Below are 25320 nucleotides of genomic sequence, written 5' to 3'. Positions count from 1 at the left end.
CCGTCACTACCGCGGTGACCGGCTCGGTCAGGGTACGGACTGCCTACATTCCTCCGCGAACGGTCCGCACGTATTCTCGCAAACCGTCCAGATAGGGCTGTACATCATCGATTTCGTTCAGATGGACGGAGTGCACCGGGTAGTTTCGACCTTCTAGGAAGAGTGCCACATCGTCGACCACGCCTGCGGCCCACCATCGATCAACTCCACCCCACTGCGTGAATTCGCTACTCACTCCATCGGCAAGAATCGACACGGCGTCTCCTGGAGCGTCCTCGACTGCCTGGTGCAGATTCTCATAGTCGGGCTCCCCCGGTGAGATCCCGGTAGCGCGTTCGATAGCACGAACCACCTCCCGACGAGGATCTCCGACCACGGTGTTGATCTGCACAGACACGTCGCCGTGAGCAGTGCCGTGCACGAGTCCGGCGGACGACAACCGGTCGTCCACCCACTCCCAGTCCCCGATCATGATCGGTCCGACCCACTCTTTCAGCCCGAACACGCGCACCTGCCGAGCTCCCGAAAGAACACGGCCCTCGATCCGGTTCATCTGTTCCCAGAATTCCTCCGGGGACAGTCGACCTGACACTTGCATTGTGTGCCTTCCTCAGTTCGAGAGCATGGCCTCCGTTGTAACCACTGTCGCGAATTCACCATGCAGGTTTGTTGCCGTGATTACCGACAATGTCGCGGCAGGCACGGTGGTTCCATCGAGTGCGACGCGATCGAACGTGTGGGTCGCGTCGATGACGAAATAGGTGTCATAGCCGAGGTTGCCCGCCATCCGTGCGGTTGTCTCGCAGCAGTGATTGGTGGTGATACCGCAGATCACCACCTGATCGATGCCTTCATTGCGAAGCCAGGCGTCCAGATCCGGCGTGCCGTAGAAGCTCGAGTTGACTCGCTTGCTGACCAACAGATCCGGCGTCCCGTCGATGATCTCTTTGAAGGCATGCCCCGCACCCGCCGGCGACAGCGGCGACTGTGGGTTGTCGGAGTCGTGTCGAACGAACACGGTCGGCCACGACTCCGCCCTCCACTTGCGCACGAGTGCAGCAATATTGCTCTCACACGACGGGTTGTCCCGCGGGCCCCAAAACTCCGAATCGTCGAATCCGGCCTGCACGTCGACGACGATCAGCGCGGGCTTTTCGAGTGATATCGATGGGACCTTCATGCTGTCCACACTAGCCGCCAACAGCCTCGGAGACCATGGTGCCGGGTGGCCCCTTACCCACCCTCGTTTTCGTTCGATCAGCACACGGTAGTGCGTTGTGTTATGTGCGCCGTACTCCGTGAATTGTACTGAGCTGCACTGTGATCGGGCAATGCCCGTGACGCCGCTCATCACGCAGGAGAAGGGCCGGAAAACCGCCGGCCACGGCACGTGCTCGCCTCGAACGAAAACTACCTACTACCCGGCATGTGCTGCGCTATTCGATCAGGTCGAACTCCCAGTTGACGCGTTGGATCTCCAGGTCCACCAACCGAATCCGTTGGGCGATATCGTCTGCAGCAGAGCGCAATTCGGCAACCGGAAGAGCTGCAACGTAGACCAACTCCGATCGCAGTTGACGCGGGCCGTACCTGCGCTCCTGATCACGTCCCGACGCCGCGTCCGCCGCGGCGGAGATCGCCCTGTGCCGCATACGCAGCACGTCGCGGGACGCGAGCGCATCGGTGATGGTTCCGTCCCGCATCGTCGCGGTGCTGTTGGTCCGGTTGATCCTGCGGATGAGTACTTCGAGCCGATCGAGCGCAGATCCGTACTCCAACAACAGAATCGAAGCATCCTCGGCCGGTGATTCACCGTCCTGGTGGCGGGCATTCGCCAGAATCCGAATCTTCAGATGTTCGGAGCGCTTGATCAGTTCCCCTCGTTCAGCGAGGGCCTCGGCAAGCTTCATGATCTGCACCTCGGTGTACTGGAACCGGAGGTGGGATGACTACGGGCGCTCATGCGCCTTTCGACGTGTCGAATGTGTTCATAGAACAACAAGTACCACAGTTCGCCGCGATACGGAAGGTCCTGTGCGAGTGGCCGATCGCCGCACCTTCACCGAAGGTCCAGGAGAAGCTTTTTCAACAAGTCTGCAAGTTGGCTGCGCTCATCCGGATTCAATGACCTGAGCAGAGCTTCCTCGTTGGCCACGTGCGCGGGCAGCGCGGCATCCACTGCGGCAACTCCGTCCGGCGTCAATTGCACGATGACCACCCGACGGTTGGTGGGATCGATTTCTCGCTCGATCAGCCCTTTGTCGGTCAGCCGGTTCAGACGGTGCGTAACAGCGCCCGACGTCACCATCGCGCTGTCCAACAACTGTCCGACGGTAAGGCGATGCGGAGCCCCAGCGCGTCGGAGCGTCGCAATCAGGTCGAATTCACCTGGCTGCAAACCGAATTCGATCAACACAGCCTGCGTGCGCTTGTCCAGAACGGACGCTGCTCGGCTGATGCGGCCGATAACGGCCATAGGGCTGACATCCACATCGGGCCGCTCGGCCCGCCATTGCTCGACTATCCGGTCCACTGCGTCGAGTGCCTCGTTCGCCATCGACCAACCACCCTTCAAAACTTCAGCGCTCAATTGTTTGGCATTCTGCCACGGCAGTTCTACCGTTCAACACTAGATAGTTGAGCGTTAATATGTTGAACGACACGGTCCCGGAGATGAGCCAACAATGCGGACACCTCGCACGCAGACACAACCAACCGATGGTCGACGCCTCCCGCGTGACATCGCGCCCTCGACTCTCGGATTGACGGCCGCTGCCGCGCTCGCTCCCATCCTCTGGGGCACGACCTATCTGGTGACCACCGAACTTCTTCCTCCGGATCGGCCGATGACGGCCAGCGTCCTGCGTGCGGTGCCCGCCGGACTACTTCTACTGCTCGTCGCGCCAGGCATACCCAGCAAGGGTTGGCGACTGAAGACCGCAACCCTCGGCGTATTGAACATCGGCGTGTTCTTTCCGATGCTGTTCGTGGCGGCCTACCGACTACCCGGAGGGGTCGCCGCAGTCGTCGGGTCTGCGCAACCACTCATCATCATCGCGATATCCACGGGGTTCGGCTGGGGCCGCACACGCCCCGTGCAGATCGGATGGGCCCTCGTCGCCGTCGCCGGGGTCGCACTGACGGCCACATCGGGCACAATCCGACTCGACGCAATCGGTCTCGCCGCTGCAGTAGTCGGAACGGTCAGCATGGCCACCGGCGTCACTTTCACGAGACGCTGGGGCGTGCCACCCGACACCAACCCGCTCAATTCCACTGCGTGGCAATTACTCGTCGGCGGCATTGTCATTTCTCCGTTGATTCCGATCGTCGACGACGGTCCATGGGCAATCGATACCGAGGCTGTAGTCGGCTATGCCTGGCTCGCAGTGATAGGCGGCGCCTTGGCCTATTCACTGTGGTTTCGCGGTGCCCGCGCTCTTCCTCCCGCCAACGTCACGCTCCTCGGCGTGCTGAGCCCTCTGACTGCGGCAGTCGTCGGATGGATCGCACTGGGACAGAACATGACCGGACTTCAATGTCTGGGGTTCGGTATCGCACTCATCGGTTCGATAGCCGGGCAGTTCGTGCGACACGGACCCGAAGCCGATTCGGCTGGCAAGAAACACGGCTCATCGAACCATTCTCGATACCAACGGAATTCCTTGTTCACGTCCAGAAACAAGTAGCTCATCTGGATCGCGGCGTCGATTCAGGGACTGGACCCGGTGCGTTGTGAGGACTGCTCCATAAAACGACCGGTCAGTCCGTGTCGCGTCCCTGGTCACAGCCACAACGTTCTATCGTGTCTCTCATGACGTCGTCCAGCTACATGCCGTTACGAACCGAAACTGGATCGGGTACGCATGCTGGGCAAGAGTCGTTCATCGAAGGCACACGCACACAGTCCGTTCCGATTCAACCTGGACAGACCACGCCGAATCGCTTCGATCCTCGATGGCTGGCGGGATCGACCCTTGCAGCGTGCATCGCCATCGCAGCACATGCGTACTTCCTGGGATGGAAAGTGCCGTTCGGCCTCTTCGGCAATGGAATAGACACCATCGTCTACCGACACGGTGGCGAGGTGGTCGTGAATGGTCAGCCGCTGTACGAGTTCGCACTGTTCGATGTCGGATTGCCCTTCACCTACCCGCCGTTCGCGGCATTGGTCTTCACCCCGCTCGCGCTGCTCACCGTGACGACTGCCGTGACACTGCTGCAGGCGATCAATGTGCTGCTGGTCTACGCGACGGTAGTCCTGAGCTGGCGGGCGCTCGGATATCGAAGCGTCGGAATGTATCTCGTCAGCGCGCCGATGGCGATCGCGTTCACGTGGCTCGAGCCCGTGCGCATGACCATCTGGCTCGGGCAGGTCAACCTGCTGCTGCTCGTGTTGGTTCTGTTCGATCTCAGCCGAGGCGAGGGCAGTCGACTCCGCGGTGTCGGTGTGGGAATTGCTGTGGGGCTCAAGCTGACTCCCGCGTTCTTCGTCCTCTATCTGCTGGCCGTCAGACAGTGGCGTACGGCGCTCACCGCGGGTGCCGCCTTCATGGTCACCGTCGCAGCAGGATTTCTGATCATCCCTTCCGATTCGTGGAAGTTCTGGACCGCGACGATGGTCGACTCCGAACGGATCGGCGCACTCGCGTCACCGGCGAATCAGTCGATTCACGGAGCTCTGGCTCGACTGTGGCCGGGTCACACACCGCCGTTCATGGTCTGGTTTGTCATTGCTGCCGCCGTTGCCTTCCTCGCTCTCTGGACAGCTGCACGCGCGCACAAAGCAGGTAAGACGTTGCTGGCATTGGTGATCTGCGGCCTCGCGACGCCGATGGTGTCTCCATTCGCATGGGGTCACCACTGGGTGTGGTGCATACCGTTGGCCATCGTCGCCATCGACTACGCCATTCGCCGTCGCACCTGGTGGAGCTGGCTGGCACCGGTAGCGGTCACCGCACCCATGATCGCCTGGTACTTCACCGACTACCGCGGCATCAAGGCAATCGGAATCTTCATGTTCGAGGGATCCGCTGCATTCGAGGCCGCGGTTCAATTCACCTACCCAGCAGTATTTCTCGCAACCATCGTCGTCACCCTGCTCTCATCGTTTCGCCGTGCAGCAGCACGATGAGTAGGTGCCCAGTACCGAAGCGATGCTGAGTAGCCTGAGGTATGCGTAGATCTGCTCGGGCGATTCTGGTTGCCGCGCTGTGCGGACTGCTGACATCATGTGGCCACATTCTGCCTTTCGCCGAGCCCGACACCGAGTCCTACCGGCCGCCCACCGCCGGCACTACGCGGACGCCGGACTGTATGGCCAAGAACATCGTCACCGCACTGAGCGGCTCTGGGTCGTGGAATCCGAACATCACCGTCGACGCCCCCACCCCGGGATTCCCGCCGCGATACTTCGAACCGGTCGAGGTACTCAGATGCGAGCGGGCGCTCAGTGCCGACAACGTTCTGACGTTGGATTCGGTGCGTCTCCGCGGGGACGTCGACGCCGCGATGGGCGCGTTTGCAGTCCCCTCGAAACGTTTCGCGAGCGGCATCACAGCGAGCTGTGCATACGAGGTCCGAGCACCCGCCGGACTGTGGTTCGTCGACGCATCGGGTCGAGCGTTTCGCCCTGCCTGGCCTGCCGAACCGTGTGGACTCCAAGACGAACCCATGCATGCGTTGAACGAACTCGACGAAGTCTCTCGAACCGTCTACTCCACGGGTTACGACTACGACTACGCAACCGTGTGTGCCGGCCCAGCAACGACGACGGAATTCTACGACACCTCGGACAGTGACGTTTCCAGTGCTGTCGAACGTCAACGGGCCGGTGAAATTATGCTGCCGCCGGCGTTGGTGGCACCCATAGCCGACGTCGGCTTCCTGCAGATCTGCACGTACGCGGGATCCGAAGACACGGGCACCTCACCTGCCGGAGACGAAACGGCTATGGGAACGTCCTTCACCCTCGACCGACCGGACAGCATCGAACTGCTCGGCTACATCGCCGACGCACCAGTTGCGCAGCCGTGCTCGACTCCAGCGACGCGGTTTGCCTTCACCGACCTTCGTCGCCCCGACGGTTCCGGAACTGCTCGAATCACAGTCGAGTTGGACGGGTGTCGACGCGTCGCAGGATTGGGGATTCTTCGGGAGTTACCGATATCAGCACAAGACATCCTCACTGGAGATCGGCAATGACGTGAACCGATCGTGGAGGGGCACGCTTGCATTGCTGATCCTCCTCACTGCCTCGTGCAGCTCTTTCGAGCCCGGCAAGCCCATGTCCATGGACGAGGACAACGCGTCGAACAAGGTCGACGAGATTGCTTTCACGATTCCCGATGGCTTCGAGTTCGCTGAGGGCGTCGTATTCGCGGAGTTCGTGGGCCACCCCGCGTGGTCGGCGCGATTCGACGCATCGACAGAACTGGAGGGGCCGGCCGTCACTGCGGCCAACCCGTCGTATCCCCCGTTGTCACCGGTCTCGTGCGGTGCCCCAACGAGGACCAGCTGGACCTCACTGGGCTTCACCTGCGAAGCCGAGATGATGTCCACGTCGCGCCCAGCACCGAGATCGGGGGACCCCGTCTCTGTCACGTTCACCAGAGGTGCGGGCGGGTCGTCTCTGTTCATCTACTGCGAAGGGCACTGACCCATGTCCGACGACTGATCGGGTGCATATGACCGCGCTCACCGCGGTCGGATGCACCCGATCAACGCCCTGCCCAGGGAACGCCCTCTACTTCAGATGCCTATCGAAGAATCGGTTTCCATCGTCGCCCTCGAAATGTGGGACTCCGGTATGCCCACCCATGTTGGCGTGCAACGTCTTTTCTGCGGAGCCGAAGGCATCGAACAAATCCAACGCCATCTGCCTGTCGTTTCCTTCGTCGTCCCATTGCAGAAGAACCTGCAGCGGAATGCTCACCTGCTTCGCCTCGTCGAACGAGGCGCGGGGTACATAGCTACCGGCGAACAGCAGCGCAGCCGCGATGCGTGGCTCAACGGCGGCGAGTCGAACACCGATGGCCATCACACCTCCCGAATAGCCGACAGGTCCAATAACTTCCGGAACAGTGAGCAACGAATCGAGAGCAACCTGCAACTCAGGGACCGCCTTCTCGACCAGCGGAAGGACGAGTCGATCGATGATGTCGTCGGTGACCGGTTCGCCGGCTCCGACTGCTCGGCGCAGATCTGCTCGAGCCTGCTCGGCGACGACAGATCGCGGACGCATCCCGCTACCCGGTAGTTCGAGGGTTGCTGCGGCGTAACCTGCGGTCACCGCGTGTCGCGCCCGTGCGGCAAGACGCGAATACATCATATCGAGACCACCGGGATGGCCGACGAGAATCAAAGGTGTTGGAACAGTGTGGAATACCGGAGTCCACAGGACCCCGGGAATGTCGCCGAGCGTGAACTTGCGTTCGAGAACGTGATCATCGAGACGTTGTTCGGACGTGAAGTGCATGGTCGTGCCTTTCGGGAGAGCTGATCAACGGCGCTCCCGGACCGACCTGCTGTCAGATCGTGTCACTCCGAAGGAGCACCCATGTCGGTACTGCGTTCACGGTTACCGCCTCCTTCGTCTCGTACGTCGCACAGAAGGTAGCAGGGGGACAACGCACTCGGCCAGCGATTACTTTTCGGCCCGAGCCCGTGCTCTTCCACTGTCGAATTCACGATTCTCCCGCTACGATCCTCGATACAACAGACCGGATGGTCTCGAGCGTGGAGGATCGAATGCCGTACGTCGGTTTGCTGGTGATGCTGCTGTGGGTGTTCTGCCTGATCGACGTGATCACTGCCGATGACGGCGGGGTCCGGTATCTCCCCAAGATCGTCTGGCTACTGCTCGTGGTGTTTCTACCGTTTGCAGGATCGCTGGCCTGGCTGTTCGCGGGACGCCCGGTTGGGGGTGGAATCTGGGGAGGTCCAGGCGGCGGCTCCGGCTACCGGAGGGCAACCAACTCCGAGTTCCCGGAATACGAGACGCGGCCCGGCCGACAAGCTGCGCAGAACCCTGAAGCCGACGCCGAGTTTCTGCGTCGCTGCCGAGAACGGGCCGAAGAACAGCGTCGCATCGAGCGTGAGCGTCGCAACCGCGATCTCGGGTTCTGAGCCGTTTCCACACCCCACCCGAGCGATCAGCGAGTGTGAGGGGTCCGCAACCCGTCGAGAACGATTTCCAGTAGATGGCGCGCACGCTGGTCCCATTCACCGGCGTCGAGACGGGTGAGATACCCGATCAGCAGGATGACGTCGCGCGCGTCGACGTCGGGTCGGATGGACCTGTCGGCCTGACCGGCGTCGAGCAAGGCCGTGACCGCATCACCGATCGGCCCTAGACTGTGCGCCGACAAGCCCTGCCACACAGCATCTTCGACGGCAGCCAAGACCCCACGCTTGATCTCGGCATACTCGGCGACGCGGGCAAACCACAGACGAAGCGCGTCGATCGGCGGGTGGTCGGCAAGTAGACCCGGGGCGGCCGCGACCAACTGCTCGACGTCACTCCGATAGACCTCCGACAGCAATGCCTCTCGGGTGGGGAAGTGTCGATACAACGTTCCTTGCCCCACGCCCGCACTCTTGGCGACCGCATTGAGCTTGAAATCGTCGGACTCGGCAATGATCTTTCGGGCCGCCGCGATGAGCCGCGATCGATTGTCGACCGCGTCGGCGCGACGTACTTCCTCGCTGTTCACGAAACTCCATCCCCTAAGTGGACACCTGTCCGGTACGCTTGAGGGCAAGCGGACACGTGTCCACTTTAACCGAAAGGCCTCGACATGGGCGATCTCAGCGACAAGGTAGTAGCCATCACCGGCGCAAGCAGCGGCATCGGGGAAGCAACCGCACGACTGTTGGCCGAGCGCGGTGCTGCGGTGGTGCTCGGTGCCCGACGAACCGACCGGCTGAGCAACATCGTCGAGGACATTCGTGCACGCGGAGGACGCGCGAGCATGCTGGCGGTCGATGTTGTCCGCCGTGAAGATCTCGTCGGTCTCGTCGAACACAGTGTCGCCACGTTCGGCCGTCTCGATGTATTGGTCAGCAACGCCGGGGTGGCCAGAACCAGCCCGATGGCCGATCTCGATGTCGACGGGTGGACCACCATGATCGATGTGAACCTACGAGGAGTCCTGCATGGGATTGCCGCGGCACTACCCACCTTCCGCAAGCAGGGTAGTGGGCACCTGGTGACGACCATTTCGACGTCGGGTCTGAAAATTGTTCCGACCCAGGCGGTGTATGCGGGAACCAAGAATGCCGTCCGCACGCTCCTCGAAGGACTCCGGCAGGAGTCGACGGACGGGGTTCTGCGCACCACATCAATCTCACCCGGGTATGTCCGAACCGAATTGGCCGATCATATCGACGACGCCGAAGTCCGAGACCAGATCCACCGCAACATGTCCGAGTTCGCGATCGCTCCGGACGCCGTCGCCCGGGCCATCGCCTTTGCGATCGAACAACCGCAGGATGTCGAGATCGGCGACATCACTGTGCGACCCACGGTTCAGAACTGAAGTCGGGCCAGCTGGTCTCGCTCAGTGTTGCTGAATCGACGGCGAATCGATGGTTCCCCAGCGCGAGGGTGGCAACACGATCAGACGCGCCTTTCCGATGACATCGTCGGCCGGAACGGAGCCACCCAGTTCATCCCTGGCATGAGCTCTGGAATCTGCTGAGCCGCTTCGATTGTCGCCCATCACCCAGAGATTGCCAGACGGTACGGTCACCGGGCCGAAGCAGCGACCGGATTGCGGCGTGGTCTCGCACGTGAGCGTGTTCGCGACGAACGGGAAGTCCATGACGACGTACGGCTCGTCGAGTGGCTGACCGTCTACTTCGACGCGACCCTGGGAGTCGCAACACTGGACGGTTTGCCCGCCGGTTGCGATGACTCGTTTGACCAGATCGTTCTCGTCGGGCGCGACCAGTCCGGCCCACGAACCCGCGTCTTGCAATGCCTTGGCGATCGGGTTGGTCGATCGCGTCGAGGTGTAGCCGACGTTCCACGACGACGTCGGTGCCTTGAACACCACCACATCACCGGGCTGCGGATCACCGAAGAGAAAGATGATCTTGTCCACCCCGATTCGATCACCTGTACACCCCGGACACCCATGCAGGGTGGGCTCCATGGACTGGGACGGGATCGAGTACACCCGACCGACGAACGTTTGCAACAAGACACTCAGCACCAGCGCGACGACGACGAGTACGGCTGTCTCACGCAACCAGGGCGGGGCTTTACGTCGCTGACTGTCGGGTGCTTTCGTCATCCTGGAAGTCTAAAGCCCTCCGTCGCGTATCGTACCGAGCATGCTGTTTGTCGGTCTTCTGGTCGCTGTGCTCGGTGCGGCGATGATGACGGTCGCGACCAAGCAACTGGCGCACGCGAACGAAGGCCACTACTTGCCGGTGATCATCGGCAAATTCGCGGTTGCATCTCCTGTGAACGTCACAGCTCTTCGGGTGCGAGCGCAAGCCGTCGTCGTAGTCGCTACGTTGATAGTCCTCGAAACGACGTGGGATTACACTGCGCCCTGGCCGTCGATCATGGCCACCTGTGCGACCTTCGTTGTGCCAGTTGCAGTTCCAGTCATCGTCATCACCTCCGGACACAACAGTCGTCTACCGAATTCGCGTCGCCACACCTCGTGAGCACCTCGGTCGCACCAAAAGGAGAACAACCTCGATGAAGTGGTTCGTGTCGGCCCGCAGTGCCGAGACCATCAGCAGCACCATTCGTATTGGGGAATCAGCAGATTGGGACGAGGCCGTAGCGCAGGCGATACAAACCGGCCGCGAACTGACGCACGCGGACGACGGCACTCAGCTCGGCCCCGCAAGGAACTATCGAATCGGCGACGGCGAGGGGGTGTCGATCGCCGACGGCAGCCCTACTGCGAGCGAAGATGATCTACGACGACGAATACAGCAGCAAACCGAGTACGACGCCGGAGTCGTGAACCCCGCACCGCATCAACCCGCGTCCCCCACTCAGTCGGGGTCCGTCGCGGAACAATGGGACCGAATCTTCCAGTGGCTCAGAGGCAACCTCGCGTCCGTCTCGATCGCCGGTGCCACAGACGAACAGATTCAGGACGCAATGCGCTCAACCGGCGGCCTGTGGCCCGAGGAATTGACGTCGTTCTTCCGTCTGGTCAATGGCTTCCCCCGCGAAAACTGGGTTTCGATCTTTCCTATGCACGAGCTGTTCGATGTCGACCGCACCGTCAGCGAACGTCAGCTCGAGCTCGACATCTGGGGTGAGATCGACGCCGAGATGGGTGCCGAACCTCAGGTCGGGACGTCAGCTGGACAGTACGTCGGAACCTACTTGCCTGAATTCATTCCGTTCGCTGGAGCAGACGGCTACCTGCTGTTCGTCGACGCTCGGAGGGGCCCTCTCCATGGCTGCGTCACAGAGTTCCAGAAGGTCGACGCCGACGGCGCAGGCCCCAAGTGGCCATCGTTGAGCGCGATGTTGACGGACTTGGCCGATAGCCTCGAGACCGGCACAGCCTTCGATGGACATACTCATTTCGTTGTCGACGGCCAATTGCGTTGGCAATAAGCAGTGGTGGCACGACAATCGGTACATACTGAGCGGATGAGAAGCGCCGGAGTGTCTGCTATCGCTCTCGTGATGATGGTCTGTGCCTGCGCGCCTGCCGAAGTCGATGAACCCCGAGTTCCGGTGGCCTCGGTTCGTTCGACCCAGTTCTCCCCTCCCCCTCCACCGGTCACCGACACTGTTCCCACCGCACAGCAACTGACCGATCTTCTCGCCGCAAGCCTGAATTACGGTATACGGGAGGATGATCGGGCCCGCCTGTTCGACGGACCCGTCGAACACAACGTGTCACTCGCACGCGCATGGGGTGCCCAACCCGATCCACAACACATCGAATTCACGACGGTCGAACCCGCCGGTCCGGACGCCGTCCACGCGAGCGGGCAAGGGCATCTGGGAAGTATAGAGCCCTATCCGGTCGGTCCGATTCCCTTCGTCCGTTGGGAAAACGAATGGAAGGTTTCCCGCACTTTCGCTTGCGGATTCGTGGGCGCTTTCGACGGCCCCGACGCGTGCGCGTGAGTCGGAGTACCCGGCCCCGCGTCTATCGCTCACCCTCGAGATCGAGAACATTCCAGTCGCTCAGATCCCGACGCATCTGTCGATCGTGGGTGGAGACAACCACCGCCGCGTCGGTTGCGTGCAATGCCTGGGTCAATTCGTCCACCAAAGCGATGGACAGGTGATTCGTCGGCTCGTCGAGCAACAGGACGTGTGGGCGGCGAGCCAGTGCGAGCGCCAGATCGAGTCGACGCTGTTGACCCATCGAGAGCTCCCCGATTCGCTTGTTCGCCTCCCTCGATCGCAACAGACCGAGCGAAGACAACGAGACCGTCATGCCGGTACAGGACCGGAAGTACTGCCCTGCTGAACATTCTGGAGGCAGTGCGGACTCCTGCCGCAGCAGCACTACTCGCGCAGTACGAGAAGCCCGAACCTGCCCAGCCGTCGGATCCAGCTCACCCGCCAGCACGGACAGCAGTGTGGACTTCCCCGACCCGTTGGGGCCGGTCACCACCTGCTTGCCGCCCGCCTTCAGGTTCAACGCCACCGGCCCATTCAGCCGACCATCGACTGCGACATCATCCGCAATCAACAGGGAAGAACCGGATGCTGCAGCGATCTGCGGAAACCTCAACCGCTGCGGGGGTTCCGGAACGGGCAGCAGCTGAGATTTCAAATCTTGCTGCCGGCGTTGCACGTTCCGGACGAGACCCCCGGCGCGGGTGGCACGTTGATGCTTGTTCGTGCCCTTGTCGGGTCTCCAACTGCCGACGAGCCTGTTCTGCGCCTTGCTCAGATCCTCGCGCAGTCTCGCCGTCTCCGCCAACTGCTGTCGATGCTCCTGCTCCCACCTGACCAGCTCGGCAGCGCGCCCGGCGCGATAGCTGTCGTATCCGTCGCCGTAGATGCGTGGCCGGCCGTCCGGCGTCGGGTCGAGGTCCAGAATATGTTGCGCTACATCGGAGATCAGCGCACGGTCGTGGCTGACCACTACGACGCCGCCTGTACGAGCTCGAAGTCGGTCTGTCAGATAGTCGAGACCCGCTCGGTCGAGGTGATTGGTCGGCTCGTCGAGCAGCAAGAAATCATGATTCCCTCCGAGTAGGCACGCCAGTCTAACCCGATAACGTTGTCCAACAGAGAGTTCGGTCAGTAGCCGAGATCTCTCGCTCACTGCGCCGAGGCCATCGAGAGCGATATCCACCCGCCGCTCGGCGTCCCACGCATCGAGAGACTCGACTCGCTGCAATGCTGTGGAGTACCTCTGCTCGGCTCCTCCGACGCCAGTAGCGAGTTCCTCCGCGGCGGCATCGAGATTCGTCAAAGCCACAATCGAATCGGCGACGGATTCTCGAAGCACCTCGCCCACTGTTCGTTCATCGGTGGTCACCATTTCCTGCTCGGCCACTCCGACAGTTCCGACGCATGACGTGTAGCCGGAATCCGGCGTCAGCCTTTCGGCCAGGACGTTCAGGAGGGTTGACTTGCCGCGTCCGTTCTCGCCCACTATCGCCCACCGCGATGCGGCAGTCACCGCGATGTCGACACCGCTCAATACAGTCGATCCGCCAAAGGCGACAGTGATGTTCGAGGCAACGAGTTGAGCGTCGGAGCGCGCAGAAACAGCTGTTGAATGTTGCATTTGATCTCCAAAGAGCAGGCGCACCAATGTAAGTGCGAGCGAGTTGACGGGGCTGGACCACGACGGTCCGAGAACGACGGCACCGACCGACGCCGGCATCCCGGCGCTCGGTGGTGCTTACGTAGTCCGTCACTCGAAGATCAAATGCATGCCCCGACGGTAGCAAGCAGCGTCGCTGGCCTGCCACCCGTTTCCGGAAGCGAGTCGATGAAGCTATCGAATCGAGTGGAGAATTCAGGCTTGCGAGCTGAAAGTCCGGTTGCCTTTCGACACCCGGAGGTCACGCCTCAGTGCGATGGCCTCATGTCACCGAAGTGACCGGTTCGCCAGACGACACGGAGGTGCAGTGTCGAAATCCGCCAACCATTGGAAGTCCGGTCGAGGGCCGCGGTCACCACACCTCCCGCAGTGAATGCGCGATCGTCGAGCTTGCCCTTCGGTCGATCCTTCCAGATATGTATGGCCACCAAGTTCGCTCGAAACTGGGCACGATATTCATCGATCGTGATGGTGTGACCGGTGACGAGGTGCTGGGTGGCCTCGAACCGTGAGAAGTTGTGTGTGTGCGTCCGCCCGATCTTTTCGGGACCGATGGTGGTGGTGTCGTCCGGCCGAACGATCCGGCCATCGTCACCGAAAATACGACGGAGATGCTCGGCGTCGAGCTCACGATCGTCGAGACTACGAAAGTACTCGTTGACAACAGCCAGCACTTCCTGACTGTCCGACCACCGATTCGGTTCAGCCTCACCCTGCATTCCAAAAGTGTGCCTCGTGGAGATCCCGCTCGCAACGGGTACTACCGATCGAGTTGGGTGCATCTGACCGCGCTTAGCGCGGTCAGATGCACCCGATTTCATTCGGGGACTTCAGGATTCGAGCGATAGGTCCCGTCGAGTCGACTTCTGATGCGGCGGATGGCCCTCCAGCCCGCGGGTGTCGCGACCGTACTCACGATCGCTCCGAAAACGATGCCCTGCGACAGTGCCGACCAACACCAGAACTGTCTCCGAACAGCGGCCACTTGTACACAACGCCCAGTATTACCAGGAAGATCACCGCGCGCATTGCGTCCCCGTCTCTCAGTCGAATCGGACAAAGTCGACCGCTCGGTATGTTGTTACGGTACCGACTGCACCACAGAAGGATCGACGTGTCGAACCAGCGAACGTTTCGCGAGTACGTGATGACCGGCCCGATGAGCAAGAAGGGCGGGGCTACTCGCAGCGACTACATCAACGCTCTCGCATTGGTTCCCGCGGCGGCGGTCGGATTTCTCCTGGCTCGACTGGTAGCGAGTTTCGGATCGATTCCCCTCGACATCGCGGTCGGATGCATGGGCGGCGCGATCACCGGAGTTCTGTACCTCTATCTTGCGTATCGGGTCGACTGCCAGCGAACCTAGGTCGCCTCGACATCTGCACCGGCGTAGTCACCCGGCGCGAGTACGTAGGCGAACAAGTAGCTGACGGCCCCCAGCACTGCCAGCGCGATCAGCAATATCGGGAAGCCCGAGCCCCCGGACGATGCGGCTACTGCCCAGGCGAACAGTGTTGCGACCAGCAACACCACCGATGCCGCAGAGCACAGACCGAATCGATGACGCCATCGGTTGCGACTGCGAGGTGGCCAGAACACCGCGGTCCGCATCGCATAGCGCCCGCCGGCAACCGCGACGAGTCCGACCGGAACCCCGAAGAGCCCGCCGATGATGACGAAAGGTGTGAGATTCCACCACCGGCCGTCGACGATCACCGGCAGCATCATCACTGCGGCTGTACATGCGCCGCTTACGGCGGCCACACACAGCTCCTTCGCGATCCATTCCATGTGCTGACTCAAACATATGACGGACGGCCTTACCGTTCCAGAGCGGCACCGGCCTCTTAGGTGGCCGAAGCGGCATAGCCATCGACCGATCTAGACTCGCCTCGTGAATCCAGACGGCGAATCTTCGGGCGGCATCATTGCTCAGACGTTGCGTGAGGAGATTCTGTCCGGTCGTCGCGTCGGCGGTGAGCGGCTGGTCGAGGAGTCGATTGCCAAGGCTTTCGGCGTCTCTCGGGTACCGGTGCGAGAAGCGCTCGCCCAGCTCCAGGCCGAAGGTTTCGTCACGATCGTTCGCTATAGAGGTGCGACGGTCTCGACAACGCTGCACAAGGAGAACAAAGAACTCCTCGAAGTTCGGCACGGGCTGGAGGTGTTGGCCGCCCAGCTCGCCGCCAAGAACAGGGGCGGCTCGGTGGCGGACGAACTCACCGCAGTAGTCGAGCAGGCCCGGGCGCAGTCCCCCACCGCGGAGACGACCCGACCGTTTCACGACCTGGTCGCTATCGCGGCAGGCAACGATCAACTGCGCGAGATGCTGGCCGGGGTCAATCGCCGGGTGGCCTGGGGTCTCGGCCACGATCCGGGCGCGTCCGTCCACGATCACGCGGCCCTGGCCGCGGCAATCCTCAACGGTTCGCCCGTACAAGCCGGTTTCCTGATGGACGAACACCTCCGGCGCGACGAGGCCGACGCCCCACGCCAGGCCTGAACCGTCGGGTCGTATACTATTTGAGGGATATATCCAGTCCTTAACATGTTCGTAGCGGGAGATAACTGAAATGACACACTTTTTGTATACAAATTAGGCAGTCGTTTCGGAGAGTTACGAGAGGCGACTCACCGGAAAACATCCGTTGCCGGTGCCTGCCAGCCCGCTGGAGCACACCATGTCTGCCTCTACCTCGGAATCCGTCCCACCTACCCCCATCCCCCCGACCGAACCCACACCGCCACCCGCATCAGGACTGACCAATGCGCTCGATCGCATCGGCTTCACCCGAGTGCAAGGTGCAGTGATCCTGCTACTGATGGCCGGTCTGTTCTTCGACAGCCTGGAGCAGAACTCGACCGGCGCGATGGGACCGCTCATCAAGGAATCTCTCGGAATCGGTAACGCCCAATTGACACTCATCAACACAGCCACCGTGATCGGCGGTCTCGTGGGACGCCTCGTCGGCGGATACATCGCAGACCGCTGGGGTCGCCGAACTGCGCTGAGCCTCAACCTTCTCGTCTACACGCTCGGTGGCCTGATCAGCGCAGCGGCCGTGAGCTACGAGATGTTGCTCGCCAGCCGCTTCATCGTCGGCATCGGCCTCGGCGGCGAATTCACTGTCGGCTTGGCCATTCTCGCCGAACTCGTTGCAACCCGACACCGCGGCTCATTGCTGGCGACGCTCAACATCTCGTCCGGCGGCATCGGCAACATCGCCTCCTTCGGCTTCTTCATGCTGGTACTCGGCCCACTCGGTGGCATGCTCGGAGGCGACGACACCTCGTGGCGCTGGACCTACGTCATCCTCGCGTTGCCGGCAGTCTTGGTGGTCTTCTTCCGTCGCTATCTGCCCGAGTCTCCTCGGTTCCTGATGTCCAAGGGCAGGGTCGACGAGGCCAATCGCAGCCTGACTCGGCTGGCCAGCGGCTCCATCTCCGGCCTCCGAAACCCCGGACCGACAAAGCAATTCGTCACTGCCGAGGACATTCTGCCCAGCACCGAGAAGACGTCCTACGCCGAGGTCTTCAAGGGACAGAACTTGCGCCGCACAGCCGCCGTCGGAGCCGCGTCGTGGATGTCCTTCGGTGCTCAGGTCACGCTGCTGTTCCTGATGCCCATCCTGTTGGTCTCCCGCGGTTATTCCCTCACCGACTCACTGTTGTTCACGATGATCATGAACATCGGCAGCCTGTTCGGTGCCTGCGCAGCATGCTATTTGGCCGGACGCGTCCGTCGACGCCCCACCGTCATGACCGCTGCGACTCTCGGTTGCATCTCCGCCATCGCCTTCGCAACCCTGGCGAACAGCGTTGCCACCATCTTGATCCTCGGCGCAATCTTCCAGTTCTTCACGATGATGCTCAACACGATGCTCTCGGTATGGACACCCGAACTGTTCCCCACGTCCATCCGCGGCATGGGCACCTCGGTGGTCAACGGAATCGGCAATGTCGCGGGAGCCGTCATGCCGTTCGCGGCCCTCTTCTTCTTCGATATCGCCGGTGTTGCTGGGGTTTTCATGATGATCGCCGGCATGTACGTCCTCCTCGTCGTCGCCGCGAAGTTCGGCCCGGAGACCTTCGGCCGATCGTTGGAGGCGGTGAACGAAAAGGAACTCGTAGCAGCGTAATTCAGAGCCGTATTACGAAAGAAAGAAGAGAACACCATGACCGACTTCCTGTCCATCTCCGCTACCGCGCACGGACTGAACTACCTTCCCGAGTACTACGCCGATCACGCAGGACTTTTCGCAGACAACGGCCTGTCCGTCCACGCCAAGGCCTGCGATCCGTGGACCGGCGTGCTCGACGACCTCGCCAGCGGCGAAGCCGACATCGCTCTCGGCGGTCTGTGGGTCCCCGGAATGTACTGGGGCACATCACGACAGCTCACTGTCTTCGCGCAGCTCAATCACCAGTTCCCCAAAGCCCTCGTCATGCGGGAACCGACACCGGAGGGATTCGACTGGTCGATGCTGACCGGAAAGACCGTGCTGGCTCCGGGAATCGGCGGTAGTGCACCGTACGCAATCACCGCAGGCATGATGCGCGAGAGTGGAGTCGACTCGTCTCGCACCACCTTCTTGCGAGATTTGTCGACGCCGATGTTCGTCGAACTGTTCGAGGACGGCCTGGGCGATGCGATCATTCTCGACATCACGACCGCCCAGATCATGTCCGATCGCGGCACCGGGCACATCGTCGTCGAATACGCCGAGGTCGGCGGACTCGGACCGAACAGCGTGTACTACTGCCGCACCGACCGTTTCGAGGAACTCGAAGAGCGTCTGGTGAAGTTTGCGACGGGTCTCGACGCCGCTATGGCGACAGTCAAGGCCACCCCGGTGACCGAGCTGGAACCGCTGCTTGCCGAGCACTGGCCGAACATCGCAATGCCGACGCTCTCTGCGGCATGCACCAGAATTCAGCAGTCGCAGACCTGGGACACCGTCCGTATCGACGGCGATGCCAGTGACCGCTGGATGCGAATACTGCAGGAAGAAGGCATGGTTCGCTCGGCACCGGCGTTCGCAGACCTGGTCACTTCTCGCGTCGTCGACGCAGCCGAGCTCACGTCTGTCGGCTGACCATGACACTGGTACTGCGCCATTCGGAGATATCGGCGCTCCTCGACCGCAGTGAGGTCTTCACCGCGGTCGAGCGCGCCTTGGCCGACCTGTCCGCGGGTAGCTCTCAGAATCCGGCCCCACCGTCGATGAACGGCACCGATGACGGTCGGATCATCCCTATGGTGGCGCAGTCCGGCACCGCTGAACTTGCAGTGGTGAAGGTGTTGTCGGACCTGCCGGGGAACCGCGCACGCGGCCTTCCCCGGCAGCGCTCGACCATGTTGGTGACGTCGACTCGCACCGGCGAGTGCGTCGCGGTACTCGACGGCCGGGCGATCACGGCGATTCGTACGGCTGCCGCCAGTGCCGTGGCCACCGCGCACCTCGCACGTGCCGACAGTTCCGTCGTGGGCGTCGTCGGCGCCGGTAACTTGGCCGTCGAACACGTTCGTGCGCTGCACGGCGTACGGGATCTCGAGAGCGTCGTCGTCTGGTCTCGATCCGCCGATACCGTGGAACGGTTTCGTGACAGCATCGCGGACCTGGATCTGAAGATCGAACATGCCGTCTCGGTCGAAGATGTTGTGCAGCAATCCCATATCGTCTGCACGCTCACCCCGTCGATCACTCCGATCCTGCTCGGCGCGTGGTTGCATGCGGGCACTCACCTCAACGTCGTCGGAGCCGCGCCGCGTCCGAACGAACGCGAGGTCGACGGCGACGCCATGGCGCGGTCGAGGGTAGTGGTGGACAGCACCGCCACAGCCCTGACGAAGTCGGGCGACGCGGTGCTGGCGATCGCCGAGGGGGCCGTCGACGAGAGCCACTTCGATACCGAACTCGGCGACGTCATCACCGGCCGGAAGCCCGGACGATCGACCGACGCGGAGATCACGCTCTTCGACTCCACCGGGATCGGACTCGAGGATCTTGCGGTCGCAGAATTGGTGATCGGACGCGCCCGTGCCGCCGGAGTGGGGACCGAGATCGATCTGACGTCGTGATCGCCTCAGCAAACGCGCGCGCGTTTGCGAAAGACCCCACCCCACCCCGCACCCCGCCGCACCCCGCACCCCGCACCCCGCCGGCGGATGAATGCGACTCTGTTGCACTCTGACCGACTGGCACCCACATTGATCCGGATCTCAGGCGCGCTTGGACAAGTACATTCGTTCGTCTGCGATTCGCAGCAGTTGGTCCGGGTCGGTGGTCGGTTCCCAACTCCATCCGACGCTCACCGATACCGGGATGTCGGTGCCGTCGATGTCGTAGGGACCGGCGAGGAGGCCGCGGACTCGGTCGGCGAGGCGTTCGACTCCTTCGGCCGATCGGGCAGTGTGCAGCAGGGCGACGAATTCGTCTCCACCGATGCGGCAGGCCACATCATCCGCACGCACGTTGTCGAGGATGCGGCGTCCGATGGCGGCGAGCACGCGATCGCCCACTGCGTGCCCGAATTTATCGTTGATGGATTTGAACGCGTCGACGTCCACGAAGAGCATTCCGACCGGCCGATCGCTGAACATGTCTCTGAGACTGTTCAGCTCGGTCATCAATCGTCGGCGATTTCCCAGCGAGGTGAGGTCGTCGATCAGGACCTGACGTTCGAGTCGCGCTTCGGCGGCCTTGCGTGCGGTGATGTCCTGGATCTGCGCGATGATCACGTCGCCGGATTCGTCGTCGCGCACCACGGTCGCGTTGCGCTGCACCCAGATGGTGGCACCGTCCTTGCGGATGTACCGCTTCTCCGACGCCACGTTCGTCAGAGTCCCGTCGGCCAGTCCCTTCAGATGTTCGTCGGCGAGGGGGATGTCATCGGGATGGGTGATGTCACGAAACGTCTTGTGCTGCAGTTCTTCTGCGGTGTAGCCGAGTAGTTCACACAGGGCTTTGTTCACCTGGAGCCATCGTCCGTCGCGGGTCATCACAGCTTTGCCGATCGGGGCGTTCTCCATCGTGATTCGAAACAGCCGCATCGCGCGATCTCGCTCTCGTTCGATCTCGGCGCGGGCGCTGACGTCGACGACCAACGCGGTGAATCCGACGACGATACCGTCGACGATGTCGGGGACGTAGGTGGCCTGCGTAACGCGCACAGCACCGTTGACGTCGATGAGCGTCCGATCGAACTGCTGCTGTTCACCGCCGAGCGCAGCGGTGATGTACGGCAAGTTCAGTTGATACAGCGCCTCGCCGAGCAGTTCGCTGATGTGCTTACCGACCAGAACCGACGGCTCGATGCCGAAGTAGTTCGCATACACCTTGTTGGCGAAAACGTTCCGGAGGCCGGAGTCCCAATAGCCGATCATCGACGGCAACAGATCGACGGCGCGGCGCATCACCTCGTTCGATGAATTACGCGTGACGGTCATGACCCACCTCATTTACGACGCCGACTGCGCAACGGTACCGAAAGTTGTCGCACTTGGCCTGCAAGAAGCACGCATCCACCCCATGAGTGCGCAAGTGCGCACATATGTGTACGTTGAACCCATGCTTTTCGCCAATCTCGCCTTTCGACGCCTCTTCACGGCGCAGGTCGTCGCGCTGATCGGCACCGGACTGCTGACGGTGGCCCTGGGCCTACTCGCCTACGACATCGCCGGCAGCTCCGCCGGAGCGGTTCTCGGCACGGCGCTGGCGATCAAGATGATCGCGTATGTTTTTGTCGCACCCATCGTTTCGTCCCTGACGAACGCGCTCCCCCGCAAGCTCGTACTCGTCACGGCGGATGCCGTGCGGGCACTCACCGCGGTGGCATTGCCCTTCATCGATCAGGTGTGGCAGATCTATGTCCTGATCTTCGTTCTGCAGGCGGCGTCGGCGACCTTCACGCCCACCTTCCAAGCGGTCATCCCTGCAGTCGTTCCGGACACACGGCAGTACACCCGCGCATTGACGCTGTCCCGTCTCGCTTACGACCTCGAATCCCTGGTGAGCCCGTTGATCGCGGCGGCACTGTTGACGGTGATCAGCTTTCACACCCTGTTCGTCGGAACGGCACTGGGCTTTGTCGTCTCCGCGGTGATGGTGATCGGCACTCGTCTTCCAAAACACGTTGCGGCCGAAAGCAGCAGGCCGACCGACGGAATCAGGACGTTCGTGAAAAACCATGAGCTGCAAGGTTTGATGGCTCTGAACGCGGTGGTTGCCGCAGCTACGGCACTGGTGACCGTCAACTCCGTGGTCTACGTTCGCGATCTGTTCGGAGGTGGAAGCAGCTCACTGGCCATCGCGCTCGGTTTCTACGGTGCCGGCTCGATGGTTGCAGCACTGTTCATTCCGCGAGTCCTCAGATCCATCGACGACCACCGCCTCATGCTCACCGGTACCGCAGTAGCCGTCGCGGGAACCGCCGCAGCGACGGCAGTCTCGACCCTGAGCGGAGGACCGACGGCCTGGATTGCTCTCGCCACCACGTGGTCGATATTGGGCATCGGAACCTCGATGATCAACACGCCGTCGGCGAGAATTCTGCGTCGTGAATCCGACGAGAGAACTCGAACGTCGATCTTCACCGCGCAGTTCTCGCTGTCTCATGCGGCGTTTCTCATCACGTATCCGGTCGCGGGCTGGGTGGGAGCGCAATTCGGACAGTTCACCGCGGCGGCAGTGCTCACCGGCTTGGCTACACTTGCGGGACTGTCCGCAGCACGCCTGTGGAGCCGCTCCCGTGATCCGGTCGTCGTCTCCGCGTAGGGAGAAGACGTTCGATGCCACCGAAGAAGGAACCGCGCATCAGTCTCGACCATGCCGTCCAACCCGACTCCGCCCGCCTGGCGACTGCCAGTGACACCTTTCGGATGCTGTCCGATCCCACCCGACTCCACATCCTCTGGCTGCTCGATCGCGGTCCCGCGGACGTCAGCGCACTCACCACAGCCACCGGAACCTCGCGTACCGCCGTCAGCCAGCATCTGGCCAAACTCCGATTCACCGGACTCGTCGAGACCCGACGCGAGGGCCGCAACGTCATCTACCGCTTGGCCGACGGCCACCTCGCCCGTCTCGTGCGGGAGGGCCTCAATTTCGCCGACCACAAGGTAACCGGCGAACCTCCACACGAATAGCAAGGAAGCACTCGATGAAACGCCTGGCCGTTATTGCAGCCACAGTTCTCGCCGCGACGGCACTGTCGATCGCTCCCGCGTCCGCGCATGCAGCTCTGCAGTCGAGCAATCCTGCCGAGAACGCCGCGCTCGACGCCGCGCCGGACGAGGTGACCTTGACGTTCAATCAGGCGGTGCAGTCGAACTTCGCCACCGTCACCGTCATCTCGCCCGACGGGATCGATTGGGCAGCATCGGATCCCGCCGTCGACGGCAGCACGGTGACGGTCGATCTCGACGGCCTCGGCGCGGCAGGCGAGTACACCATCGGCTATCGAGTGGTCTCGGCCGACGGGCATCCGATCACCGGCAGTGTCCCGTTCCAGCTCACCCAGCCATCCCCGGCGGCGGCAACACCGCCGACCACGAACCTCGACTTCACCAACGAGGCCGCGCAGGCCGCGCCTCAGGACACCGAGGTGGTCGAGGACGACAGCGGCTTCCCGATCTGGATCATTGCGGTCGTCGTCGTCGCGGTCGGCGCATCGGGTGTGCTGTTCGCGCTGCGTAAACGCACCCACTGACAGCCTCGACCAGTGTGGACGTGAGAACATGCAGCATGAGCGACGGTGGGTCACGCCCCAAGTCCGACGGCCGCAAGCGGCGTTGGGAACAGCACAACACCGATCGTCGACGCCATATCATCGCGGCCGCCATGACGGTGCTGGCCCGCGATATCGCACCCGGTGAACGGCTCACCACCGCTCAGATTTCCGCGGAGGCCGGGGTCCATCGCACCGGGCTCTACCGTCATTTTCGAGATCGCACCGACCTGGACACCGCCATTCAGCGCGCCATCTGCGACCAGTTGACGGCCGCCCTGGTCACCTCGTTCGAGTTGACCGGCACCCCACGCGATGTGGTGCATCGCACGGTGAGCACCTACGTGCGATGGGTTGCCGAACACCCCGCGTGGACGCGTTTCGTCGAACAGGATGTCAGCGCCGAATCGCCCACTCCCCTCGAAGAAACCAACGCGATGCTGGCCGAGCAACTGGAAGTGAGCGTTGCCGCGTTCCTCGCGATCGTGCACGCGGATCTCTCGCCCGAGGACTGGTCGCTGGTACGGCCATGGGTGGCTGGACTGGTCTCCGGATGCATGGGCGCGGTACGCAGTTGGAGCGGTCAAACCGAATCACGTACCGGCCTGGACCATTTCGCCACGTTCCTGGCCGACACCATCTGGCTCCAGGTCAAGGGACTCGGTGCCTCCCGCGGTATCGCCATTCCCCAGGTTCCTCTCGAAACCGTCCCTCTCGACACCGTCCGAGAAGCTCAGCCGAACGACGGCTCACTGCGGTAGCGCGACGGCCGTCCGTCGATACCGAGAGCGCGCCATACTCGCTTCGAGACTCGGTTCATCAGTCCCAGTTCGCCGGCAAGCATGCGTACGTCACCGAAGGTGTCGCGCAATATCTTTCGTGATGAGTCACTGTTCCACCACACGGCGTCCACTACCTCGTCGGGGATGTCGAGGTCGCGTCGCATCTGCTTGCTCGGTTTCATGATGACGTCGCACAGCAGTCGCATGATGACCGGCGTCAGGATCGAGATCGATGCCTTCTCGAAGGGGCCGAGGCGAGGAGCCTTGTACTGCAGGAACTGATGCGCGAAGCCGATGTGGCGGGCTTCCTCGGCGATGTGAATCTGCATCACGCGCTGGACCAGTGGGTGTCCGACGCTCCCGGCACGCAGAACGCCCTTCTGCATGTGGTCGATCGGCTCTTCTCCCGCGAGGACGCCGACGAAGAATCCGAACGGCGCAGATCGGCTGGCGAACAGCGCGAGCACCGGCACGATCTTGCGGAACCATGCGGGCCCGCCCGGTACGTCGATGCCGATGCGATTCACCAGTTCCTGGAACATCTGGGTGTGGTGGCACTCTTCGGTGGCCTCGTGAGTCGAGTACCGGAATTCGGGTGAGTCGTTGGGCAGCGTCAGGGCGTAGTGCATGAGGCCGCTGATGAGGATCTGCTCGAACTGCAGGCCCACCTTGACCATGCTGGCCTGGCGATACATACCGATGTGGATCTGCCGGTCCAGGGGAAGTGACTTGTACCAGTCGGTGTGACCGAGCGGGTCCGCGTCGGGCAGCACCCAGCGCGGATCGTTGGGAACGATCGCGTACTCGGGCTCGTCCCACGGAATGTCGAGGAAGGCGTCGAAGTGCTGATGCACCGATGCCGTCGACAGCGCATGCAAGGTGTCTCGGTAGACCGTCCGAGAGTCGTCGACTGCAGTCATGGTGTTCCTTCCGCCTGCGTCCGAACAATATGTACGAAGAATGTGTACGCAACACAGCGTCACACATAAACCGAGTTAGTGCAACGGACCGTCGCAGATACTCCAGGAATT

The 25320-nt window shown here is 62.1% G+C and carries 30 protein-coding genes; 18 read left to right on the top strand and 12 right to left on the bottom strand.

Going from position 1 to position 25320, the window contains the following annotated elements; genetic code table 11:
• Nucleotides 1-43 precede the first annotated feature (43 nt).
• The 4 genes from ACQR3T_RS16635 to ACQR3T_RS16620 form a co-directional block, all read right to left on the bottom strand.
• Nucleotides 44-598 (bottom strand): hypothetical protein, encoded by a 555-nt coding sequence (locus ACQR3T_RS16635; RefSeq protein WP_428694195.1) that lies wholly within the window; start codon nt 596-598, stop codon nt 44-46.
• Nucleotides 599-610: 12 nt separating this feature from the next.
• Nucleotides 611-1180, bottom strand: coding sequence for a cysteine hydrolase family protein (locus ACQR3T_RS16630; RefSeq protein ID WP_428694194.1), 570 nt, complete (start codon nt 1178-1180; stop codon nt 611-613).
• A 256-nt stretch (nt 1181-1436) separates the two neighbouring features.
• Nucleotides 1437-1910 carry a DIP1984 family protein gene (locus ACQR3T_RS16625; protein WP_037173462.1) on the bottom strand — a complete coding sequence of 158 codons (474 nt, stop codon included), beginning with the start codon at nt 1908-1910 and terminating at the stop codon, nt 1437-1439.
• A 149-nt stretch (nt 1911-2059) separates the two neighbouring features.
• Nucleotides 2060-2557: a MarR family winged helix-turn-helix transcriptional regulator gene (locus ACQR3T_RS16620; RefSeq protein ID WP_037172974.1), complete on the bottom strand. Its 498-nt coding sequence runs from the start codon at nt 2555-2557 to the stop codon at nt 2060-2062.
• Between the two features lie 127 nt (nt 2558-2684).
• Between ACQR3T_RS16620 and ACQR3T_RS16615 the strand changes: the two genes are divergently transcribed.
• The 4 genes from ACQR3T_RS16615 (at nt 2685) to ACQR3T_RS16600 (ending at nt 6658) form a co-directional block, all read left to right on the top strand.
• Nucleotides 2685-3689, top strand: coding sequence for an EamA family transporter (locus ACQR3T_RS16615; protein ID WP_428694193.1), 1005 nt, complete (start codon nt 2685-2687; stop codon nt 3687-3689).
• Nucleotides 3690-3814: 125 nt separating this feature from the next.
• Nucleotides 3815-5134, top strand: a complete 1320-nt coding sequence (locus ACQR3T_RS16610) for a glycosyltransferase 87 family protein (protein ID WP_428694192.1) — start codon at nt 3815-3817, stop codon at nt 5132-5134.
• Nucleotides 5135-5175: 41 nt separating this feature from the next.
• Nucleotides 5176-6204 (top strand): hypothetical protein, encoded by a 1029-nt coding sequence (locus ACQR3T_RS16605; protein WP_428694191.1) that lies wholly within the window; start codon nt 5176-5178, stop codon nt 6202-6204.
• A gap of 1 nt (nt 6205) precedes the next feature.
• Entirely contained in the window at nt 6206-6658 is a 453-nt protein-coding gene (locus tag ACQR3T_RS16600; protein WP_428694190.1) for a hypothetical protein, read from the top strand.
• A gap of 87 nt (nt 6659-6745) precedes the next feature.
• Here the strand turns inward: ACQR3T_RS16600 and ACQR3T_RS16595 are convergent, their stop codons facing one another.
• Nucleotides 6746-7477 carry a dienelactone hydrolase family protein gene (locus ACQR3T_RS16595; RefSeq protein WP_428694189.1) on the bottom strand — a complete coding sequence of 244 codons (732 nt, stop codon included), beginning with the start codon at nt 7475-7477 and terminating at the stop codon, nt 6746-6748.
• 272 nt (nt 7478-7749) lie between these two features.
• Here ACQR3T_RS16595 and ACQR3T_RS16590 point away from each other — a divergent pair, with 272 nt between their 5' ends.
• On the top strand, nt 7750-8127 hold the full coding sequence (locus ACQR3T_RS16590) for a PLD nuclease N-terminal domain-containing protein (protein ID WP_032376442.1): 378 nt from the start codon (nt 7750-7752) through the stop codon (nt 8125-8127).
• Between the two features lie 26 nt (nt 8128-8153).
• On the opposite strand, the gene ACQR3T_RS16585 is transcribed toward ACQR3T_RS16590, so the two are convergent.
• Nucleotides 8154-8714, bottom strand: a complete 561-nt coding sequence (locus tag ACQR3T_RS16585; protein ID WP_428694188.1) for a TetR/AcrR family transcriptional regulator — start codon at nt 8712-8714, stop codon at nt 8154-8156.
• 84 nt (nt 8715-8798) lie between these two features.
• Here ACQR3T_RS16585 and ACQR3T_RS16580 point away from each other — a divergent pair, with 84 nt between their 5' ends.
• A complete protein-coding gene (locus ACQR3T_RS16580; RefSeq protein WP_428694187.1) occupies nt 8799-9539 on the top strand; it encodes an SDR family oxidoreductase in 741 nt (246 codons plus the stop codon).
• 21 nt (nt 9540-9560) lie between these two features.
• On the opposite strand, the gene lepB is transcribed toward ACQR3T_RS16580, so the two are convergent.
• The gene (lepB, locus tag ACQR3T_RS16575) at nt 9561-10298 is read right to left on the bottom strand and encodes a signal peptidase I (protein ID WP_428694186.1); all 738 of its coding nucleotides are present in this window, start codon (nt 10296-10298) and stop codon (nt 9561-9563) included.
• A gap of 40 nt (nt 10299-10338) precedes the next feature.
• Between lepB and ACQR3T_RS16570 the strand changes: the two genes are divergently transcribed.
• The 3 genes from ACQR3T_RS16570 to ACQR3T_RS16560 are packed head-to-tail and all read left to right on the top strand — an operon-like array spanning nt 10339 to nt 12118.
• A complete protein-coding gene (locus ACQR3T_RS16570) occupies nt 10339-10680 on the top strand; it encodes a hypothetical protein (RefSeq protein ID WP_428694185.1) in 342 nt (113 codons plus the stop codon).
• Between the two features lie 34 nt (nt 10681-10714).
• Nucleotides 10715-11596 (top strand): SMI1/KNR4 family protein, encoded by an 882-nt coding sequence (locus ACQR3T_RS16565; RefSeq protein WP_428694184.1) that lies wholly within the window; start codon nt 10715-10717, stop codon nt 11594-11596.
• Nucleotides 11597-11632: 36 nt separating this feature from the next.
• Nucleotides 11633-12118, top strand: coding sequence for a hypothetical protein (locus ACQR3T_RS16560; RefSeq protein ID WP_428694183.1), 486 nt, complete (start codon nt 11633-11635; stop codon nt 12116-12118).
• 22 nt (nt 12119-12140) lie between these two features.
• Here the strand turns inward: ACQR3T_RS16560 and ACQR3T_RS16555 are convergent, their stop codons facing one another.
• Both ACQR3T_RS16555 and ACQR3T_RS16550 read right to left on the bottom strand, forming a co-directional pair.
• A complete protein-coding gene (locus ACQR3T_RS16555) occupies nt 12141-13742 on the bottom strand; it encodes an ABC-F family ATP-binding cassette domain-containing protein (RefSeq protein WP_428694182.1) in 1602 nt (533 codons plus the stop codon).
• A gap of 287 nt (nt 13743-14029) precedes the next feature.
• Nucleotides 14030-14500, bottom strand: a complete 471-nt coding sequence (locus ACQR3T_RS16550; RefSeq protein ID WP_428694181.1) for a nuclear transport factor 2 family protein — start codon at nt 14498-14500, stop codon at nt 14030-14032.
• Nucleotides 14501-14895: 395 nt separating this feature from the next.
• Here ACQR3T_RS16550 and ACQR3T_RS16545 point away from each other — a divergent pair, with 395 nt between their 5' ends.
• Nucleotides 14896-15147, top strand: coding sequence for a hypothetical protein (locus ACQR3T_RS16545; protein WP_428694180.1), 252 nt, complete (start codon nt 14896-14898; stop codon nt 15145-15147).
• On the opposite strand, the gene ACQR3T_RS16540 is transcribed toward ACQR3T_RS16545, so the two are convergent.
• On the bottom strand, nt 15144-15545 hold the full coding sequence (locus ACQR3T_RS16540; protein WP_428694179.1) for a hypothetical protein: 402 nt from the start codon (nt 15543-15545) through the stop codon (nt 15144-15146). The two genes, ACQR3T_RS16545 and ACQR3T_RS16540, sit on opposite strands and share 4 nt — an antisense overlap.
• A gap of 130 nt (nt 15546-15675) precedes the next feature.
• Here ACQR3T_RS16540 and ACQR3T_RS16535 point away from each other — a divergent pair, with 130 nt between their 5' ends.
• The 4 genes from ACQR3T_RS16535 (at nt 15676) to ACQR3T_RS16520 (ending at nt 19860) form a co-directional block, all read left to right on the top strand.
• Nucleotides 15676-16281: a GntR family transcriptional regulator gene (locus ACQR3T_RS16535; protein ID WP_428694178.1), complete on the top strand. Its 606-nt coding sequence runs from the start codon at nt 15676-15678 to the stop codon at nt 16279-16281.
• Between the two features lie 178 nt (nt 16282-16459).
• Entirely contained in the window at nt 16460-17917 is a 1458-nt protein-coding gene (locus ACQR3T_RS16530) for an MFS transporter (RefSeq protein ID WP_230594415.1), read from the top strand.
• 36 nt (nt 17918-17953) lie between these two features.
• Nucleotides 17954-18874 (top strand): ABC transporter substrate-binding protein, encoded by a 921-nt coding sequence (locus tag ACQR3T_RS16525; RefSeq protein ID WP_428694177.1) that lies wholly within the window; start codon nt 17954-17956, stop codon nt 18872-18874.
• Nucleotides 18875-18876: 2 nt separating this feature from the next.
• Nucleotides 18877-19860 (top strand): ornithine cyclodeaminase family protein, encoded by a 984-nt coding sequence (locus ACQR3T_RS16520; RefSeq protein ID WP_428694176.1) that lies wholly within the window; start codon nt 18877-18879, stop codon nt 19858-19860.
• A 141-nt stretch (nt 19861-20001) separates the two neighbouring features.
• Here ACQR3T_RS16520 and ACQR3T_RS16515 read toward each other — a convergent pair whose 3' ends face one another.
• A complete protein-coding gene (locus tag ACQR3T_RS16515) occupies nt 20002-21228 on the bottom strand; it encodes a sensor domain-containing protein (RefSeq protein WP_032376111.1) in 1227 nt (408 codons plus the stop codon).
• 121 nt (nt 21229-21349) lie between these two features.
• Here ACQR3T_RS16515 and ACQR3T_RS16510 point away from each other — a divergent pair, with 121 nt between their 5' ends.
• From ACQR3T_RS16510 to ACQR3T_RS16495, 4 genes are read left to right on the top strand one after another with little or no spacing between them, the layout of a single operon-like run.
• Entirely contained in the window at nt 21350-22555 is a 1206-nt protein-coding gene (locus ACQR3T_RS16510; protein ID WP_428694175.1) for an MFS transporter, read from the top strand.
• 14 nt (nt 22556-22569) lie between these two features.
• Nucleotides 22570-22926 (top strand): ArsR/SmtB family transcription factor, encoded by a 357-nt coding sequence (locus tag ACQR3T_RS16505; protein WP_032376110.1) that lies wholly within the window; start codon nt 22570-22572, stop codon nt 22924-22926.
• Nucleotides 22927-22940: 14 nt separating this feature from the next.
• Nucleotides 22941-23489, top strand: a complete 549-nt coding sequence (locus ACQR3T_RS16500; protein WP_428694174.1) for a copper resistance CopC family protein — start codon at nt 22941-22943, stop codon at nt 23487-23489.
• Between the two features lie 35 nt (nt 23490-23524).
• Nucleotides 23525-24268: a TetR/AcrR family transcriptional regulator gene (locus ACQR3T_RS16495; RefSeq protein WP_052057791.1), complete on the top strand. Its 744-nt coding sequence runs from the start codon at nt 23525-23527 to the stop codon at nt 24266-24268.
• Here ACQR3T_RS16495 and ACQR3T_RS16490 read toward each other — a convergent pair.
• Nucleotides 24241-25209 (bottom strand): AurF N-oxygenase family protein, encoded by a 969-nt coding sequence (locus ACQR3T_RS16490; protein WP_032376108.1) that lies wholly within the window; start codon nt 25207-25209, stop codon nt 24241-24243. The genes ACQR3T_RS16495 and ACQR3T_RS16490 overlap by 28 nt on opposite strands.
• Nucleotides 25210-25320: the final 111 nt, after the last annotated feature.

Origin of the sequence: Rhodococcus sp. IEGM1428, from assembly GCF_050321865.1 — a bacterium.
In the GTDB taxonomy this organism is placed as follows: domain Bacteria; phylum Actinomycetota; class Actinomycetes; order Mycobacteriales; family Mycobacteriaceae; genus Rhodococcoides.
This window is presented reverse-complemented; position numbering and strand designations above follow the sequence as displayed.